The following is a 15,279-nucleotide window of genomic DNA, read 5'->3' on the forward strand; positions in this document are numbered from 1 at the left end:
GCCCCGGGTTTTCAACGGGAGATTTAACGGATGATGAATCACTCTGCCAAAGCCAAACCGAATGGGCTGAAGAACAGTCTCCGTGAGCCGTTCCAGGGTTTTGGGCTGGGTTTGCGCCCGCGTCATTACAACAGCTTTCTTGCCCAGCCGCAGGCGCTGGATTGGCTCGAGGTCATCTCCGAAAATTACATGGTCCAGGGCGGAAAACCGCTTGCGATGCTCGACAGGATTCGCGCCGACTACCCAATCGCGATGCATGGTGTGTCGATGTCGATTGGTTCTGTATCTCCCTTAGACCATGGCTATCTGCAGCGCCTGAAAGCGCTTGCGGACCGTATCCAACCGATGTGGGTTTCTGATCACTTATGTTGGACCGGTGTGCACGGCACGAACCTGCACGATCTTTTTCCCTTACCTTATACCGAAGAAGCCTTGCGACACGTTGCCGCGCGCGTTCGCGAGGTGCAGGAAACGCTTGGGCGCCGTCTGGTGCTGGAAAACGTTTCAAGCTATATCGATTACGCCAGTTCAGAGATGAGCGAGTGGGCGTTTCTGACCGCCCTTGCGGAGGAAGCCGACTGCCTGCTGCTACTTGATGTAAACAACATCTACGTAAGCGGTATGAACCACGGCTTCGACCCGCGTGACTTCATCGACGGCGTACCAGCGCACCGCATCCAGCAGATTCATGTGGCCGGGCACTCAAACCTGGGTGACGTCATCATCGATACCCACGATGCGCCGGTACCCGACGAAGTGTTTGATCTCTACGCCTATGCATGCCGTCGCTTCGGGCCGGTCAGCACGATGATCGAGCGCGACGATTCAATTCCGCCGCTGGAGGACCTGATCGTGGAACTCGACCGGGTGAGGGCCGTGGCAGCTCGTCACACCCCTGTGTGGGATCGAGAGGAGGCATACGCATGACTGATTACGCCCCTCGTTCGTTAGCCGATCTGCAAGCGGGACTGCAAAACTATGTTTTGGGCGATGGTGTTTCGGACGACATTCTTTCCGAGCTGACGGGCGGTGCTTCTGACCAGAGTAAGCGGCGCCTGCATATCTACCATTCTGGCTATCGCTCGCGGATGAACGAGGCGCTCCAGTCTGCTTTTGAGCAAACTTGGGCCTATCTCGGTGACGACGCATTCGACGCAATTTGCACACGCTACACCGAGACGAATCCATCGCATTCGCCGAATCTGGGCGACCATGGCAGCAACTTCCCACGCTTTCTGCAGCACGCTTTGTCTGCCGATCCGGAAATCGCCGAGCTGGCAACCATGGACTGGAGGCTCCACAGCGCCTTCGATGCACCGAATGCCGCCATTCTCACCGGTGAGCAATTGGCAAATGTCGGCGAGGCGCAGTGGGCATCGCTGGGATTCGTCTTCCACCCGTCCGTTTCGCTCGCTCAGTTCGAGTGGAACGCACTGGAAATCTGGCATGCGCTGGATCAGAAACAGACGCCGCCCGTCGCCGAAAAGCTGAACGAGCCGGTAGGGCACCTGTTCTGGCGCAGCGACCAGCGAAGCTACTTTCGCACACTTGAGTCGGATGAGTATGCCGCACTTAAGGGCCTGCTTGAGGGGCTTGGTTTTGCACAAGTGTGTGAGCAACTCGCAGAAGGCTATCCGAATACCAGTATCGACGCGTCGATTGGCACCTGGCTGGCGCGTTGGCTGGCGGATGGGCTGTTGTCGGAGGTCAAGCCGGGGCCTGTTTGAGTGACACCGTAACCCTTATTGGCGTGCTTTGGCCGACCGTAAAATTCAGGAGTCTGACATGTCCAAATCCAAAATCTCACAGTCCGAGATCACCGAAACCAACACCACCCGCACCATGACCGCTGCTGCCATGGCACTCGCCCTGGGTTCTGCGATCTCCATCGCTGCCGTTCCGGGCGTTGCCCACGCGGAGGGCATGGAAAAGTGCTATGGAGTTTCGCTCGCCGGTAAGAACGACTGCGCCGCCGGGCCGGGCACTACCTGTGCGGGCACGTCCACTATCGATTATCAAGGGAATGCCTGGACGCTGGTTCCGAAAGGCACTTGCGAGGAGACCGCATCCCCGACTTCACCCACAGGCTTCGGACAACTCGAAGCCTTCGAGGAGAAGTAGCAATGCTGCCCTCACGGGCAGGCCTGGGCCTGAAACCAGAGCACTTTCGGAACATTCTGGAATCGGGCCCAGACATTGGTTTCTTTGAGGTTCATGCCGAGAACTACATGGTTCCGGGTGGCCCTATGCACCATTATCTGGGGAAAATTCGTGAGCACTACCCGTTGTCATTGCATGGGGTAGGGCTCTCGATCGGAGCCGACGCTCCCCTGGACAAAACACATCTTGATGCGCTGGCGGTGCTGATTGACCGTTATGCGCCGCAGGTTTTTTCTGAGCACCTGGCCTGGTCGAGTCATGGTGACTTCTTTCTCAATGATCTGTTGCCGCTGCCATACACGGCCACCACCCTGAACCGTGTGTGTGACCACATCGATCAGGTGCAGACGCACCTGGGTTGCCGCATGTTGCTGGAGAACCCGGCGACCTATCTGGAGTTCTCGACCTCGACCCTGTCGGAGACCGACTTCATCAGCGAAGTAATACGCCGCACGGGCTGTGGCCTGCTGCTCGACGTCAACAACGCCTATGTTTCGTGCATCAACCATCACCGCGAGCCCGGGGCTTATATCCGTGCATTACCGCTTGACCGGGCGGAGCAGATTCACCTTGGTGGTTTTGCCTCCCAGGCCGATGCCAACGGCGACCCGCTGCTTATAGACAGCCATAGCGCACCCGTTGCGCAAGACGTGTGGGCACTCTATACCGAAGTACTTGAGCAAATGGGGCCGACTGCCACGCTGATCGAACGCGATAACGACATTCCGCCATTTGACGTTTTGCTGGCCGAGGTCAATCTCGCCGACTCGTACCTTGTTGAAGCAGGAGGCCAACGTGAGTGAGCAGACAGTATTCGCTAGCGCATTGCTTGATCCGGCGCAACCCTGCCCGGACGGGTTACGGGCGTGGAACGGTTCCGATCCGAACCAGCGCTTTGCGGTGTATCGCAACAACATCGTGGTATCACTGATTGATGCACTCGCTGCCACGTTTCCTGTGTGCCAACAACTGGTTGGCGAAGCCTTCTTCCGCGCCATGGCCAGGGTGTTTGTGGTGGCGCAACCACCGCGTTCGCAAATCCTGACCTTCTACGGGCGCGAATTTCCGGCCTTTATCGACACCTTTAGCCCGGCATCATCAGTACCCTATCTGGCCGACGTGGCCCGGCTCGAAAGACTACGACTCGACGCATTCCATTCTGCCGATGTTGAGCCGCTTGGCACGGAGGACATAACCGGAGTGCTGTCTGCTCCCCATCGGCTACCCGGGCTTCGCATGGATATCCATCCCTCGGTGGCGGTGCTGCAATCACGGTTCGCCGTGCTTTCGCTATGGGCCGCGCACCAGCAGGCAACCCCTGAATTGGCCCGTGTCGAGCCCCTGCAACCAGAATCCGTATTGGTGCTGCGTTCCGGGCTGGAAGTCCAGTGCATCGATATCGCAGAGGCCACCGGCGTTTTTATGGATCGACTGATACAGAAGGAAACGTTGTCGCAGGCTGAACAGGACGCCAAGGCATGCGAGCCCGGTTTTGATCTTGTTGCAGCTCTGACCCTTTTGCTGCGCTGGCAGATCATTACCTCCCTTTACCCCGGAGATGAACATGGACAACTCGACTGAAACCGATGCTCAAACCTCAACCGGCACGGGTGTCCTGACAGGCCTGATCAAGCAGGCAAACACTCTTTTCGGACGCATTCCGGACACTCTGATCGCTATGATCGCCCGCTTTTCGATTGCCGGCGTGTTCTGGAAATCAGGCCAGACCAAAATTGAAGGGCTGGCCATCGATATTGTCTCCGGCGAGTTCAGCCTGGGGCTGCCACGGCTGTCGGACAGCGCGCTCTTTCTGTTCAAGGAGGAGTACAGTCTGCCATTGATCGCCCCCGAGCTGGCGGCCTTGATGGCGGCCTTGATGGCGGCGTTCGCCGAGCATCTGTTTCCGATTCTGCTCTTGTTGGGGCTGGCCACCCGATTCTCGGCGATGGCCCTGCTGGTGATGACGCTTACCATCCAGATATTCGTCTATCCCGGTGCCTGGCCAACGCACGGGGTATGGGCGGCGGTGCTGCTTTATCTGATGGCTTACGGGCCGGGTTGGTGTTCAATGGACCACTTCATCGCGGCACGTTACCGGCGCTGAAGTGCATCCAAACACTTTTTTCCTATTTCATATATCATGGGTGTTTAGTTGTTGGATAAGCCAACAGTTAACGTGGAGAACACCATGAGCAAGAAGCCCGAGAAAGTGACATTAACCTCTGCCACCATTGAAGAGCAGACGGCAGCTTTTTTAAAGGCTGGTGGGGCCGTTGAGTACGTAGGTAAGGGTAAGAGTGGCCAAGAAACCTCAGCGGGCCCGAAGCAGATTAGCGTGAAATAGTCACCGGGGCAGATCTGGTTCTGAAGCGCAGGGATTAAAGCGTTAATGAAAGTCGTAAACCCAGTCCTTGTTTTTCTACTCTCTATGATCTTTGCAGTCTCTGGTCATGCAAAGATTTATAAATGGGTGGATGAAGACGGGAAGATTCATTTCAGCGATCGGGAAGACCATCGCGTTGAGCAGGAAGTTGTCAACGTGAAGCCTGGCGCGTCGAAATGGTCGCGTTTTGATATCAAGATTAAAGCCGTCGATGTGGAGCTGAGTGAAGAGGAAAATCAGCAGATTGTTGATGGTGTGAACAACGTCTACGAGTTCTTTGACCGTGTGATGTCCTTTGATATGTACAGGACGGTTCCGGTCAATATATTGATGTTCAAGGATAAGGCTGAATACCGGAATTACCTTGTTCGCAGGAATAAAGGTCTGGCGGTTGCTTCATACGGCCTGTATATACCTTCCGAACACCAGATAGTCGTCTATGTGCAGGAAAACAGAAGCCGCACCTTTGAAACGATCAAGCATGAGGTGAGCCACGCGGTTGTCGATACCATCGTTCCTTATGCGCCGCTCTGGTTGAATGAGGGGCTTGCCGAGCAGATGGAAATGCTGGAACGTGATGAATCGGGCCTGTACTTTGAACGTCATCAGGAAAACAGTTGGGTGGTTGCCCAGGCCCGTGAACAGGGCCGTTTAACGGGCATTTCACAGTTTCTGAAATTATCCAGTTATAAGTGGCGCCATTCAGAGCTGTCGGGGCATGGGAGTTTGAGGGCTCAGTCCGGTCAATTCCTGAGTTTCCTGCTCTCCAAACCGACCCGCCGCAACTTCGTGGTGCGGCTGATGCACAACTTCAACCGGGGTGACCGCACTCTCGCATACTACCTGGTGGATGATAATTACATCGGCGGAGTCAGTATGTTGGATTTGGACTGGCGGCGTTGGCTGCACGAACAGGGTAACGACATCATCCGGTTTTAACCGTCGGTCGTTGCTCTTCATCTTTGAAAACCCGCAATGAGAGGACTCACTATGCCTCACGTTCGTTTTACCCACCTGCTCGGTTTTGCGTTTCTTGTTGCTGTTCTCGCTGCCTCTGCCGCTCATGCTCATCACGGTTGGGCCTGGGCCACGGACGAGGAATTTGAAATCACCGGTACCATTCAGTCGATGCGCCTTGGTAATCCCCATGGCGAGGTCACGATAGACGTTGATGGCGAGGCATGGGTTGTGGAAGTCGGCCAACCCTGGCGTAACGACCGTGTCGGGCTCAGTAAAGAGATTTTGAGCGTCGGCCGGGAAATGACCGTGCACGGTCACCGTTCCGCCAAAGAGGGCGAACGGTTGGTCAAGGCCGAGCGGATTGTCATCGATGGGACGAACTACGACTTGTATCCTGGCCGTGATTCCTGAGCCTGGAAATGATTGAGCCGGCGCTGGTCTTTGTTGAAAACCTGGCCTTTGTATCGGCGCTGCGCAATTCCACCCTCGCATACCCGCTGATCAACGCCGGGCATATTCTTGGTGTTGCCCTGCTGATTGGTGGAATTGTGCCGCTGGATCTGCGTTTGCTGGGGCTCTGGCGCCGCTACCCTGTGATGGTGTTTGTCGATGTGCTTCGAGTCACCTCCGCGCTTGGTTTGGGGTTAGCGGTGGTCTGTGGCTCGCTTCTATTCGCCACAGCGGCGGTGGACTACGCCGGGTCGATGTTGTTCCGGGTCAAGATGGTGGTTGTCCTGTTGGGATTGTCGAACGCGTTGCTACTTGCTCGGGTGTTAAAGCGCCGGGATATACGGAGCCTCCCAATGAGTGCTTCCATGCCTTTGCCCTTGAGGGCAGGTGCCTTGATGTCTCTGGTGTTCTGGATGAGTGCGCTGACTCTTGGCAGGCTATTGGGCTACTTCTGAGCAGGCGGGTAGCGACAGGAGTTGCCGCTACCCGGTGTTTCGAAGGCTAGCTGAATGCAGGTTCAAGAGGTTTACTGCCAGCAACCCGTTTCATCCACGCCATGTCCAGTGGAACAAGAATGTTCACTGCGAACAGCACCCAGCCCAACGCCTGCAGGCTCTCCGCAAACCACAGCATCAGGGCGAAAGACAGCAGGGCCCAGCTGACATCCACAACCATCATCAGGTTGAAGTATTTCTCCAGCCACCGTGCGTTCATGGCCATAGCAGCCATATCCACGCACCAGAGCAACATCACTATGCCCACCACCAGATAGAAGGTTGCGCCGGGCCCTCCCGCTAACTGGGCGATCGGCTCTGCGGCCAGGATCAGTGCCAATGCCAGTGGCGTGGAGAGGAAAACATCGCTCAGGACGATCTGTTTTACGCTGAATTGACGGACGAAGTTTTTCATAGGATCACCTCAATCGGGTTTCACAATGTGTTGGACTACGCTACAAAGCATCTACCTGGGCGGTGATGGGCACAATTACCTGTGAGGTAATGGTGCAGCACACCCTTGAGGAAGATAATCGCTGAACACTCGAATATTCACAGGAACTACCATGAGCGCCTTCGGTACGCTTTTTAGAGAAATGCGGCAGGGTAAACGGTTGAGCCAGATGGATTTCGCCCTGGAATGCGAAGTATCGGCGAAGCACATCAGCTTTCTGGAAACGGGCCGAAGCCAGCCCAGTAAGGGCATGGTTCTGCATTTGGCGCAGATGCTACAGACGGATCTGGCGGCGACCAACCGCCTGCTGTCTGCGGCGGGTTACAGCCAGGTATACAGCGATCAGGATTTGAACGCGCCAGGCATGGCGATGATCAAAGAAGCGCTTGATCACCTCTTGAAGGCGCACCTGCCGTACCCGGCGGTTGTCTTTGATCACGAGTACTATCTGGTGATGGCTAACACAGCCATGCAGGCGATGATGGTAAGAATGGTGGAACTGGGCGCTCACTTTCCCGCAAGGCCGAACTTTCTGCTATCGCTGTTGGACAACGAGAGCATGAAACCCTTTGTGGGAGATTGGGAAAACATCGCATGCCACATGCTGCAGCGGGTCTACCATGAGCATCTAGCCGGCCCCTTCCGGGACCAGCCCAACCGATTGCTGGAGCATGCCTTGACTCTGCCCGGCGTTCCGCAGAACTGGAAAAGCCACGTGGTGGAACATCTCGACTACCCGGCGATTCCTTTTACCCTGAACCTGGGAGATCAGCAGCTTAGAATCTTTTCGACCATTGCAACGATAGGCACGCCTTTGGATGTCACCGCACAGAACTTGCGGATCGAGCATTTTTTCCCAATGGATGAGCGTAGCAAGGCTTTCTGGCAAAGCTGAAGCGGGCTGCTGCCGGGGAAAAGACTTCCGGGCCGGCGAGGTAGATGCGTTTGGATCGTGTCATGGGGAATCAACTGGTCATCAAAGGCCGAAAGGTACGTGTTTCCTGTTTTTTATGACAGGCCTGCTTACCGGCATTTGGAAATACCGGCATATGGCGCGGAGTGAGGACGCTACCTCGCCGGTATATGTGGATATCGCTCACCGCAGTTCGCTGCTCTACAGCTTTGCGGCGCTGCTGCTGGCGGCGTTTAGCGCTCATAGTGTGCTGGCTGATTGGGTTAACACGACTGCCGCCGTGGCTGCACTGATGTTCTTCGCTTTTGCAATTGGTACCTATGTGATTCACGGCCTGCTTCAGGATACAGACAACCAATTGCGCCGGCCCCACCGCCTGGGTAAGCGGCAGTTGCCGTCCTGGGTGACCGGGTTCTTCATGCTGTTGCTGATCGTCGGGGAAGTCGGCGGGGCGCTCGTTCTGGGTGCAGGCGCAATGCTGGGAATCTGGCAGGGTTAAGTAGGAGATATTCACTGCACCGCCTTGCGAACGTTCGGACTCGTTAAGCTCCAACACACTCGATGATTTCAAGCGACGCAGGCAGGCCTATCTGTTTTCCGGCACTAATGAAGTCGGTGTAGAAGCGATCCACATACTTGAATGAGGCGACTTTACAATGAGAGCTTTGGGTCCATTTGCTATGGTTGGCCACCAGCAAGCGTGACCGGGTGTTGGAAATGATGGCCCGGCTGACTTCGGCCTCGCGGATATCAAAATCCATCAGGCCATGCTGTGGGTCCATGCTACCGGTGCTGATGATGCCAAAGTCGGTGATGAAGGAGCTGAAAAATCCGGTCACTTCCGGCCCGACCACATCATGGTGATTGTGCCGGTATTGCCCACCGGAAACGATGACTTCGATGCCGGAATTGCCGGAAAGCGCAGAGGCCACACTAAGGTTGTTGGTCAGGATGCGCAGTGACTGATGATGAATCAGCGCTTTCGCCACCAGTTCGATGGTGCTGCCGACTCCCAGGCTGACGGTGGCGCCTTCAGGAATATCCATTGCAACCCGCTGAGCCATCTGCTGCTTGGTGGCATGATGATGGATCCGCGCGTTTTCAACGGGAGAAATCGTGGCACTGGCCGGTAGGCTGACGCCGCCATAACGACGACGTAGCACACCCTGTTCGCACAGTTTGTTGATGTCTCGGCGAATGGTTTGGGTGGTGACTCCAAAGCGTTGGGCAATGTCTTCAACCTCAACATGCTTCTGCTCGTTCACCCAATCCAGAATGCTTTTTTGCCGATCTTTGGCGCCCATCAGATTAGATACTCGGTCCATTACCCCTGGCTTGATCACACAGGATGTGTTTCGGCCTGCGGCAGGTCGGATTCGGTCCGTTGCCTCAGCCAGTTTTCGGCCATTTCCGCGAAGCCCAGCCCGGAACGCTGGCTGACAACGGCTGCCGGCCGATGGGCCATCCCGGGCAGATGCTTGCGAATGTTTGCCACGCCAACACTTAGTGGAAAACATCGAAACATGCTTTCGTCATTGGGTGCATCGCCGATGAAAACTGCGCGCTGTTGCAACGCCTGCAGATCCAGTCCCAGCACTTCCTGCCCTACACGCACGGCCATCGTGGACTTGTCAAAATCGCCGAGCCAGACGTTGAGGTGGATTGAGCTTTGCCGAACGTTGAAGCCCTGGCCAACCAGAGCGTTATGAAGAGCCGCTACTTGCTCTGAGCTTAAAGACTGCTGCTGGTTGTAGTCGACCGCTACATCGACATAGCGGAAGGCCTGGTCGCTGGCGAGTTGTGGTTCGAAGTCCAGATCCAGTGCGGCGACTGCAGTCAGTATGGCCTCTTGGTCGCGCTTATGGCCGGCTGCGTCGTTCCAGTAGTGCCAGCGGACCGTCTGGGGGGCGGTCCGCTCGGCGTAGAAGGCGCCGCCTTCACCAATTACGGCAGTGACCGGCCACGTTCTGATGATCTGGTCGCACCAGCCGGCGCAACCACCGGTCACCGGAATCACGCGAATACCAGCCGCTGCCAGCCGACAAAGGGCAAGATAGGTTTCTGGCAGCAATTGACCATCGGTGGTCAGGGTATCGTCCACGTCGGTAAACAATACGTCCGCTTGGCCAAAGTTAAAGCTGTTTGTCATGGACTGGGTTTCCGCGTCAGATAACTTTCTTGCGCAAGGCGCTGGTTAGTGTTTCGCCCAGAATTACCAACACCACAATAGCGAGCAGAATCGTGGCCACCGTCTGCCAGGCAAACAGGTCGATAGACCCTTGCAGCAGCACTCCGATGCCACCGGCGCCCACCAAACCAAGCACGGTGGATTCACGGATGTTGATATCCCAGCGCAGGATGATGATGGCAAAAAAGGCTGGCATTACCTGCGGCACGATCGCGTACAGCACTACTTTCATTTTGCTGGCGCCGGTTGCCTGCATAGCTTCGACGGGGCGGCGATCGATTTCCTCGATAGCCTCGCCCATCAGTTTACCAATGAAACCGATTGACCGGAACATAACCGCCAGAATGCCCGCAAGTACCCCGGGGCCGAAAATGGCGACGAACAGCAGGGCCCAGATGATGGTGTTTACTGAGCGGCTGGACACAAGAATAAACCGACCGAGCCACAGGGTGGCCTTGTTCGGCGTGGTGTTCTGCGCCGCGATATAGGACACCGGCAGGGCAATGAATATCGTGAGCATGGTAGACAGGGTGGCAATGTGTACGGTTTCCAGCATGGCCGCGAAGATGGCATTCCAGGTGCTGAACTCCGGTGGCCACATGCGTGCGCCCAGGTTTTGGATCTGGTTGGGGGCGTCCCACACCCAGGGCCAGAAAATGTCGATGTCACGCACCGCCCAGACAATCGCAATCAGGGTTACCAGGTAGATCCCATAGCGGGTCCACTGTTCTTTCCGGTCGTAGCGGGACCAAACACGGTCAGTCAGTTTCGCAGCGTGATCTACCATACTTTTTTCCTCACCCATCCGCTTATGCCTTCGCTGACCAGAATGATGCCAATAATCATCAGCAGAATGGCAAAGGCGAAGTCGTAATCGTAACGTCCGAACGCATTCATCAGTGTGCCGCCAATACCGCCTGCTCCGACAATGCCAACCACCGCGGAAGCGCGCAGGTTGCTGTCGAGCTGGTACATGGATAGCCCAATCTGGCGTGGCATGATCTGCGGAAACACGCCGTAGATCAGCATCTTCAGATACCCTGCGCCGACGGAGCGCATGGCTTCCACCTGGCCCCAGTCGATTTCTTCGATTTCTTCGGCCAACAGTTTGGCCACGAACCCGATGGAATAGAGTGTCAGGGTCAGAATGCCTGCCATGGGGCCAAACCCGACGGCCGCCACAAACAGGATGGCCACGATGACCGGGTGGAAGCTGCGGGAGATAATGATGATAGCGCGCCCCACCAGATAGACTGGCTTCGGAGCCACGTTTTTGGCAGCCATCACCGCAATAGGTATCGACAGGAACACCCCAAGCAGGGTTGCCAGGAATGCAATCTGGAAGCTTTCCTTGAAGCCGGTCCACAAGAGTCCGGCACGCTCAAAGCTGGGAGGAAAGGCTCCACCGAATATTTTGGCGGCTCGGGGCAGGCCCTCGGAAATTCGCGCCCAATCAAAGGGCAGCGTGGAGAAAGCCCAGTAGAGATAGGTCAGGGTAACGGCGATCAAGCCATAGCGGAGCCAGGGGTTGGCTATGAACGGGGGCTTCTTCCAGACCCTGCCCGACGTCATGTCGGTTGCAGTTCTGCCGGTGGTCATACGGTCGCCTCCTGGGTTTGGGCGCCGGCCTCAGCCGCATCCTCGTCCGGGGACTCAATGCCGCCGTAAATGGCATCCAGCGCATCCTGGTTGAAGTCCTTGGGCGAACCGTCAAAAATCATCTGACCGTGACGCATACCCACAATGCGATCCGTGTACATCCGCGCCTGAGTGACGTTGTGGATGTTGATCAGCACCGGCAGCGACATTTCGCTGGCCAGGGTTTGGAGCAGGCTCATGATCTGCTGAGAGGTTTTGGGGTCCAGCGACGCGGTTGGCTCATCCGCCAGCAGAATCTCCGGCTCCTGCATCAGTGCCCGCACTACGGCTACCCGTTGCCGTTCACCCCCGGACAACTGGTCGGCTCGATTATTGGCGTAGTGGGCGATACCCACGCGCTCCATCAGGTGGAAGGCGCGATCGATATCCGATTGAGGGAAGCGGCGGGTCAGGGCCTGGAACAGTGACACATAGCCCAAGCGTCCGGACAGCACGTTTTCCATGACCGTCAAGCGATCAATCAGGTTAAACCCCTGAAAAACCATGCCGATACGCCGGCGGGAATGTCGCAATTCGCTGCCGCGAAGATTGACCAGTTGGTGGCCATTCAACTTGATCGAACCCGATGTGGGCTCAACCAGCCGGTTGATGCAGCGCAGCAGTGTGCTTTTCCCCGCTCCAGAAGCGCCGACGATGGAAACGACGCTGCTGCCGTCAACCTCAAGATCCAGGCCTTTTAGCACCGGCTCATTGTGCCCGTATCGCTTTACCAGGTTGGTAATTTCTAACATGAATTCACTCCGGCCAGAGCTTCCGGCCATTGGCCGGAAGCGCCTGTTGCTCTTATTTCAGATTGTCGGGCGTGTACTGAACGCCGTTGGACGCCTGGATGGTGCGAATTACGCGCCAGTTGTCCTTGTAGTTGATGGGGATGAAGGTCTCGACGCCCTCAAACTCTTCGCCCAGCTCGGTGCCGGAAAACTTGAAGCTGTAAAAGGCTTCACGAATTTTCTCGACCAGCTCGGGATGCAGGTTGTGGGCGTGGTTATAGGAGGTTGTCGGGAACCGGTCGGACTCCCACACCAGACGCACATCTTCCTCGTCATAAAGCCCACGCGCGGCCATACGCTCAACCACTTCCGAGGCCACAGGGGCCGCGTCGTAATCCTTGGCCACTACGCCGAGCATGGACTGGTCATGGCTGCCGGAGAAGGTGATTTCATAGTCGTCACCTGGTACCACGCCCATTTCCGGGAACAGGGCACGGGGGGCTTGGTTACCGGAGTTCGAGGTAGGGGAGGTGTGTGCGACGCGCTTACCTTTCAGGTCGGTTATTTCATGGATGTCGGAATCGACGTGGGTGTAGACCTGAAGCGAGTAGCCGAACTGCCCGGAGTCTGAGCCCATCAAGGCGAAGGGCACCGCACCGGCGAGATTAACCGCGAAAGGCGTTGGGCCGGTAGAAAAGCCCGCCACATGCAAACGGCCGCTGCGCATGGCTTCCACTTGCGCGGCGTTGGATTGCACGGCGAAGAAGCGAACATCCTTGCCTGTCACTTCAGACAGATGATCGATGAAGGGCTGCCAGATGTCGGAATAGATGGCGGGATCTTCAACCGGCGTATAGGCAAAGATCAAAGTATCGGGATTCACCCACTCTGATTCGTCCGCTGGCAGGTCAGCAACCATATCGCCGTTTTCGTCGCAGTATTTGGCGTCTAGTGAGCCTCGTTCGCAATCTCCAAATGCCTGAGCGCTGAAACCCGCCAGCAACGCGGATGCTGTCAGAGTGACCGACGGCAGGATGCCGGGAAACACTTTCCTGGAAAGGTTCATTCTTTTCTCCCTTTGGAGCGGTCCATGCATGAGGGGTCTCGGCCTCGCATTGAGCATCCGGGAAGGACCAGCTCGCTATGCTTGTTATTATCAGATGTTCAATTGAACATTCAGCTTAACAGCAAATGTCCATTAGACAAGGTCAGAAAATCCGCTCAAGAGAGTTGGTTTTGTGGCGGGTGAGGCTTATGCTCGTCACACATTTCCTATCCGGGAGTCGCTTTATGGGTCTGGCTATCGCATTACATGTTCTCTCTGCCGTGATTTGGGTTGGCGGTATGTTTTTCGCCTATATGGCCATGCGGCCAGCAGTGGTGGAGGTCATTGATGCATCGCAGCGCGGTGCTCTTTGGTGTCATACGCTGTCCCGGTTTTTCCGCTGGGTATGGGTGGCGATCATACTGTTGCTGGTGACCGGTTACTGGATGGTCTTCAGTGTGTTCGGCGGCATGGCGGGTGCCGGCTGGCACGTTCATGTGATGCAGGGGCTGGGGATTGTAATGATGCTGCTCTATTGTCACGTCTATTTTGCCCCCTTCCGGCGGTTGAAGCAGGCCGTTGCCAATCAGGATCCACAGGAAGGCGGACGCCAGGTAGGGCAGATCCGAAAGCTGGTAGGTACCAACCTGATTCTCGGTCTGATCGTCGTGGTGATCGGTGCTGGTGGGCGGTATCTGTAGACCTATCTGGTAGCGGATAGCGGCTTGTGCTTGCGCCCTGTCGTCTTTTTTCTTTGCGGACCGCACGGGGATTTGCAAGACCTCATGGCTTTCCGGGATGATTTGTTGATACACGATAAATCATCCTGGAGACTGTGATGAACGAAGCCTGGCTGAAAGCCCTACCCAAAGCGGAGTTACACCTACACCTGGAAGGTGCGCTTGAGCCTGAACTGATGTTTACACTGGCCCGGCGCAATGGCATTGAGTTGCCGTGGAGCGATGTCGACGTGCTTCGGCAAGCCTATTCCTTCAATAACCTGCAGGAATTCCTGGATCTTTATTACCAGGGTGCCAATGTGCTGCGCACGGAGCAGGATTTCTACGATCTCACCTGGGCGTATCTGCAGAAGTGTCAGGCGCAGGGGGTTGTCCATGTTGAACCTTTTTATGATCCGCAAACCCATACCGAGCGTGGCATTCCCTTTGAAGCGGCCATCAATGGCATCAGCGGCGCCATGCGGGATGGGCGCGAGCAGCTGGGTATTACCGGTGGGCTGATTCTCAGTTTCCTGCGGCACCTCTCTGAAGACGACGCTTTCCGGACACTTGAGCAGGCGATGCCGTTTCGTGATCAGTTTTTTGCGGTGGGACTGGACAGCGCTGAACAAGGCCATCCGCCCAGCAAGTTTGAGCGGGTGTTTGCCAAAGCGCGGGCTGAGGGCTTCCTGGCGGTTGCCCATGCCGGTGAAGAGGGGCCGCCTGAGTACATCTGGCAGGCCCTGGATCTGCTCAAGGTAAACCGTATTGACCATGGGGTCCGTGCCGCGGAAGATCCGAAGTTGTTGGACCGACTGGCGGACGAGCAGATCCCGTTAACGGTTTGCCCGTTGTCGAACATCAAGCTGCGTGTGTTTCAGGACATGACCCACCACAACATCCTGGACCTGTTGGAGCAGGGTTTGAAGGTTACCGTGAACTCGGACGACCCGTCCTATTTCGACGGTTATGTGCTGGAAAACTTCGTGGCCCTGCGTGATGGCCTGGGGATGACCGAAGCGCAGGCCCGCCGGCTGGCGCAGAACAGTATGGACGCTCGGTTAGCTCCGTAGAGGCAGCTTGCACAAGGCAGTATCGATATTCGGCAAGATGCGAAAATCTGTCCTACCATTGAACAGTCAAT

At 56.3% G+C, this 15,279-nt stretch carries 21 protein-coding genes; 14 read left to right on the forward strand and 7 right to left on the reverse strand.

What is annotated here, in order from left to right; all coding sequences use genetic code 11:
* Positions 1-30 precede the first annotated feature (30 nt).
* From R1T46_RS08860 to R1T46_RS08905, 10 genes are all read left to right on the forward strand, one after another.
* On the forward strand, positions 31-927 hold the full coding sequence (locus tag R1T46_RS08860) for a DUF692 domain-containing protein (protein WP_213480126.1): 897 nt from the start codon (positions 31-33) through the stop codon (positions 925-927).
* Positions 924-1,727, forward strand: a complete 804-nt coding sequence (locus tag R1T46_RS08865; RefSeq protein WP_317308032.1) for a DNA-binding domain-containing protein — start codon at positions 924-926, stop codon at positions 1,725-1,727. The genes R1T46_RS08860 and R1T46_RS08865 overlap by 4 nt, the downstream gene beginning before the upstream one ends.
* A gap of 58 nt (positions 1,728-1,785) precedes the next feature.
* Positions 1,786-2,121: a DUF2282 domain-containing protein gene (locus R1T46_RS08870; protein WP_288351947.1), complete on the forward strand. Its 336-nt coding sequence runs from the start codon at positions 1,786-1,788 to the stop codon at positions 2,119-2,121.
* Positions 2,122-2,123: 2 nt separating this feature from the next.
* Complete coding sequence (locus R1T46_RS08875) at positions 2,124-2,963, forward strand: DUF692 domain-containing protein (protein ID WP_007152732.1); 840 nt, start codon at positions 2,124-2,126, stop codon at positions 2,961-2,963.
* A complete protein-coding gene (locus R1T46_RS08880) occupies positions 2,956-3,741 on the forward strand; it encodes a DUF2063 domain-containing protein (protein WP_286811894.1) in 786 nt (261 codons plus the stop codon). Before R1T46_RS08875 ends, R1T46_RS08880 begins: the two co-directional genes overlap by 8 nt.
* Positions 3,725-4,264 (forward strand): DoxX family protein, encoded by a 540-nt coding sequence (locus tag R1T46_RS08885; protein WP_317308033.1) that lies wholly within the window; start codon positions 3,725-3,727, stop codon positions 4,262-4,264. Before R1T46_RS08880 ends, R1T46_RS08885 begins: the two co-directional genes overlap by 17 nt.
* Positions 4,265-4,348: 84 nt before the next feature.
* Positions 4,349-4,504 (forward strand): hypothetical protein, encoded by a 156-nt coding sequence (locus R1T46_RS08890; protein WP_007152729.1) that lies wholly within the window; start codon positions 4,349-4,351, stop codon positions 4,502-4,504.
* A 45-nt stretch (positions 4,505-4,549) separates the two neighbouring features.
* Positions 4,550-5,482: a DUF4124 domain-containing protein gene (locus R1T46_RS08895; protein WP_075196958.1), complete on the forward strand. Its 933-nt coding sequence runs from the start codon at positions 4,550-4,552 to the stop codon at positions 5,480-5,482.
* A 51-nt stretch (positions 5,483-5,533) separates the two neighbouring features.
* A complete protein-coding gene (locus tag R1T46_RS08900) occupies positions 5,534-5,914 on the forward strand; it encodes a DUF6152 family protein (protein WP_007152727.1) in 381 nt (126 codons plus the stop codon).
* Between the two features lie 8 nt (positions 5,915-5,922).
* Complete coding sequence (locus R1T46_RS08905; RefSeq protein WP_317308034.1) at positions 5,923-6,408, forward strand: hypothetical protein; 486 nt, start codon at positions 5,923-5,925, stop codon at positions 6,406-6,408.
* Between the two features lie 46 nt (positions 6,409-6,454).
* Here R1T46_RS08905 and R1T46_RS08910 read toward each other — a convergent pair whose 3' ends face one another.
* Positions 6,455-6,862, reverse strand: coding sequence for a hypothetical protein (locus R1T46_RS08910; RefSeq protein ID WP_007152725.1), 408 nt, complete (start codon positions 6,860-6,862; stop codon positions 6,455-6,457).
* Positions 6,863-7,013: 151 nt separating this feature from the next.
* Between R1T46_RS08910 and R1T46_RS08915 the strand changes: the two genes are divergently transcribed.
* Complete coding sequence (locus R1T46_RS08915) at positions 7,014-7,796, forward strand: helix-turn-helix transcriptional regulator (RefSeq protein WP_317308035.1); 783 nt, start codon at positions 7,014-7,016, stop codon at positions 7,794-7,796.
* Positions 7,797-7,950: 154 nt separating this feature from the next.
* Positions 7,951-8,313: a hypothetical protein gene (locus R1T46_RS08920; RefSeq protein WP_317308036.1), complete on the forward strand. Its 363-nt coding sequence runs from the start codon at positions 7,951-7,953 to the stop codon at positions 8,311-8,313.
* A gap of 43 nt (positions 8,314-8,356) precedes the next feature.
* On the opposite strand, the gene R1T46_RS08925 is transcribed toward R1T46_RS08920, so the two are convergent.
* From R1T46_RS08925 to phnD, 6 genes are read right to left on the reverse strand one after another with little or no spacing between them, the layout of a single operon-like run.
* The gene (locus R1T46_RS08925; RefSeq protein ID WP_228301504.1) at positions 8,357-9,139 is read right to left on the reverse strand and encodes a DeoR/GlpR family DNA-binding transcription regulator; all 783 of its coding nucleotides are present in this window, start codon (positions 9,137-9,139) and stop codon (positions 8,357-8,359) included.
* A gap of 14 nt (positions 9,140-9,153) precedes the next feature.
* Positions 9,154-9,963, reverse strand: a complete 810-nt coding sequence (locus R1T46_RS08930) for an HAD-IIB family hydrolase (RefSeq protein ID WP_317308037.1) — start codon at positions 9,961-9,963, stop codon at positions 9,154-9,156.
* Positions 9,964-9,979: 16 nt separating this feature from the next.
* A complete protein-coding gene (gene phnE, locus R1T46_RS08935) occupies positions 9,980-10,789 on the reverse strand; it encodes a phosphonate ABC transporter, permease protein PhnE (protein ID WP_317308038.1) in 810 nt (269 codons plus the stop codon).
* Positions 10,783-11,601 carry a phosphonate ABC transporter, permease protein PhnE gene (gene phnE / locus R1T46_RS08940; RefSeq protein ID WP_085679484.1) on the reverse strand — a complete coding sequence of 273 codons (819 nt, stop codon included), beginning with the start codon at positions 11,599-11,601 and terminating at the stop codon, positions 10,783-10,785. Before phnE (R1T46_RS08940) ends, phnE (R1T46_RS08935) begins: the two co-directional genes overlap by 7 nt.
* Complete coding sequence (gene phnC / locus R1T46_RS08945) at positions 11,598-12,392, reverse strand: phosphonate ABC transporter ATP-binding protein (RefSeq protein ID WP_040474321.1); 795 nt, start codon at positions 12,390-12,392, stop codon at positions 11,598-11,600. The genes phnE (R1T46_RS08940) and phnC overlap by 4 nt, the downstream gene beginning before the upstream one ends.
* A gap of 52 nt (positions 12,393-12,444) precedes the next feature.
* Positions 12,445-13,437 (reverse strand): phosphate/phosphite/phosphonate ABC transporter substrate-binding protein, encoded by a 993-nt coding sequence (gene phnD, locus R1T46_RS08950; RefSeq protein WP_317308039.1) that lies wholly within the window; start codon positions 13,435-13,437, stop codon positions 12,445-12,447.
* 224 nt (positions 13,438-13,661) lie between these two features.
* On the opposite strand from phnD, the gene R1T46_RS08955 reads away from it, so the two are divergent.
* Positions 13,662-14,117, forward strand: a complete 456-nt coding sequence (locus R1T46_RS08955) for a CopD family protein (RefSeq protein WP_036209262.1) — start codon at positions 13,662-13,664, stop codon at positions 14,115-14,117.
* A 137-nt stretch (positions 14,118-14,254) separates the two neighbouring features.
* Positions 14,255-15,208, forward strand: a complete 954-nt coding sequence (locus R1T46_RS08960) for an adenosine deaminase (protein ID WP_317308040.1) — start codon at positions 14,255-14,257, stop codon at positions 15,206-15,208.
* Positions 15,209-15,279 lie beyond the last annotated feature (71 nt).

The organism is Marinobacter salarius, from assembly GCF_032922745.1.
GTDB lineage: Bacteria > Pseudomonadota > Gammaproteobacteria > Pseudomonadales > Oleiphilaceae > Marinobacter.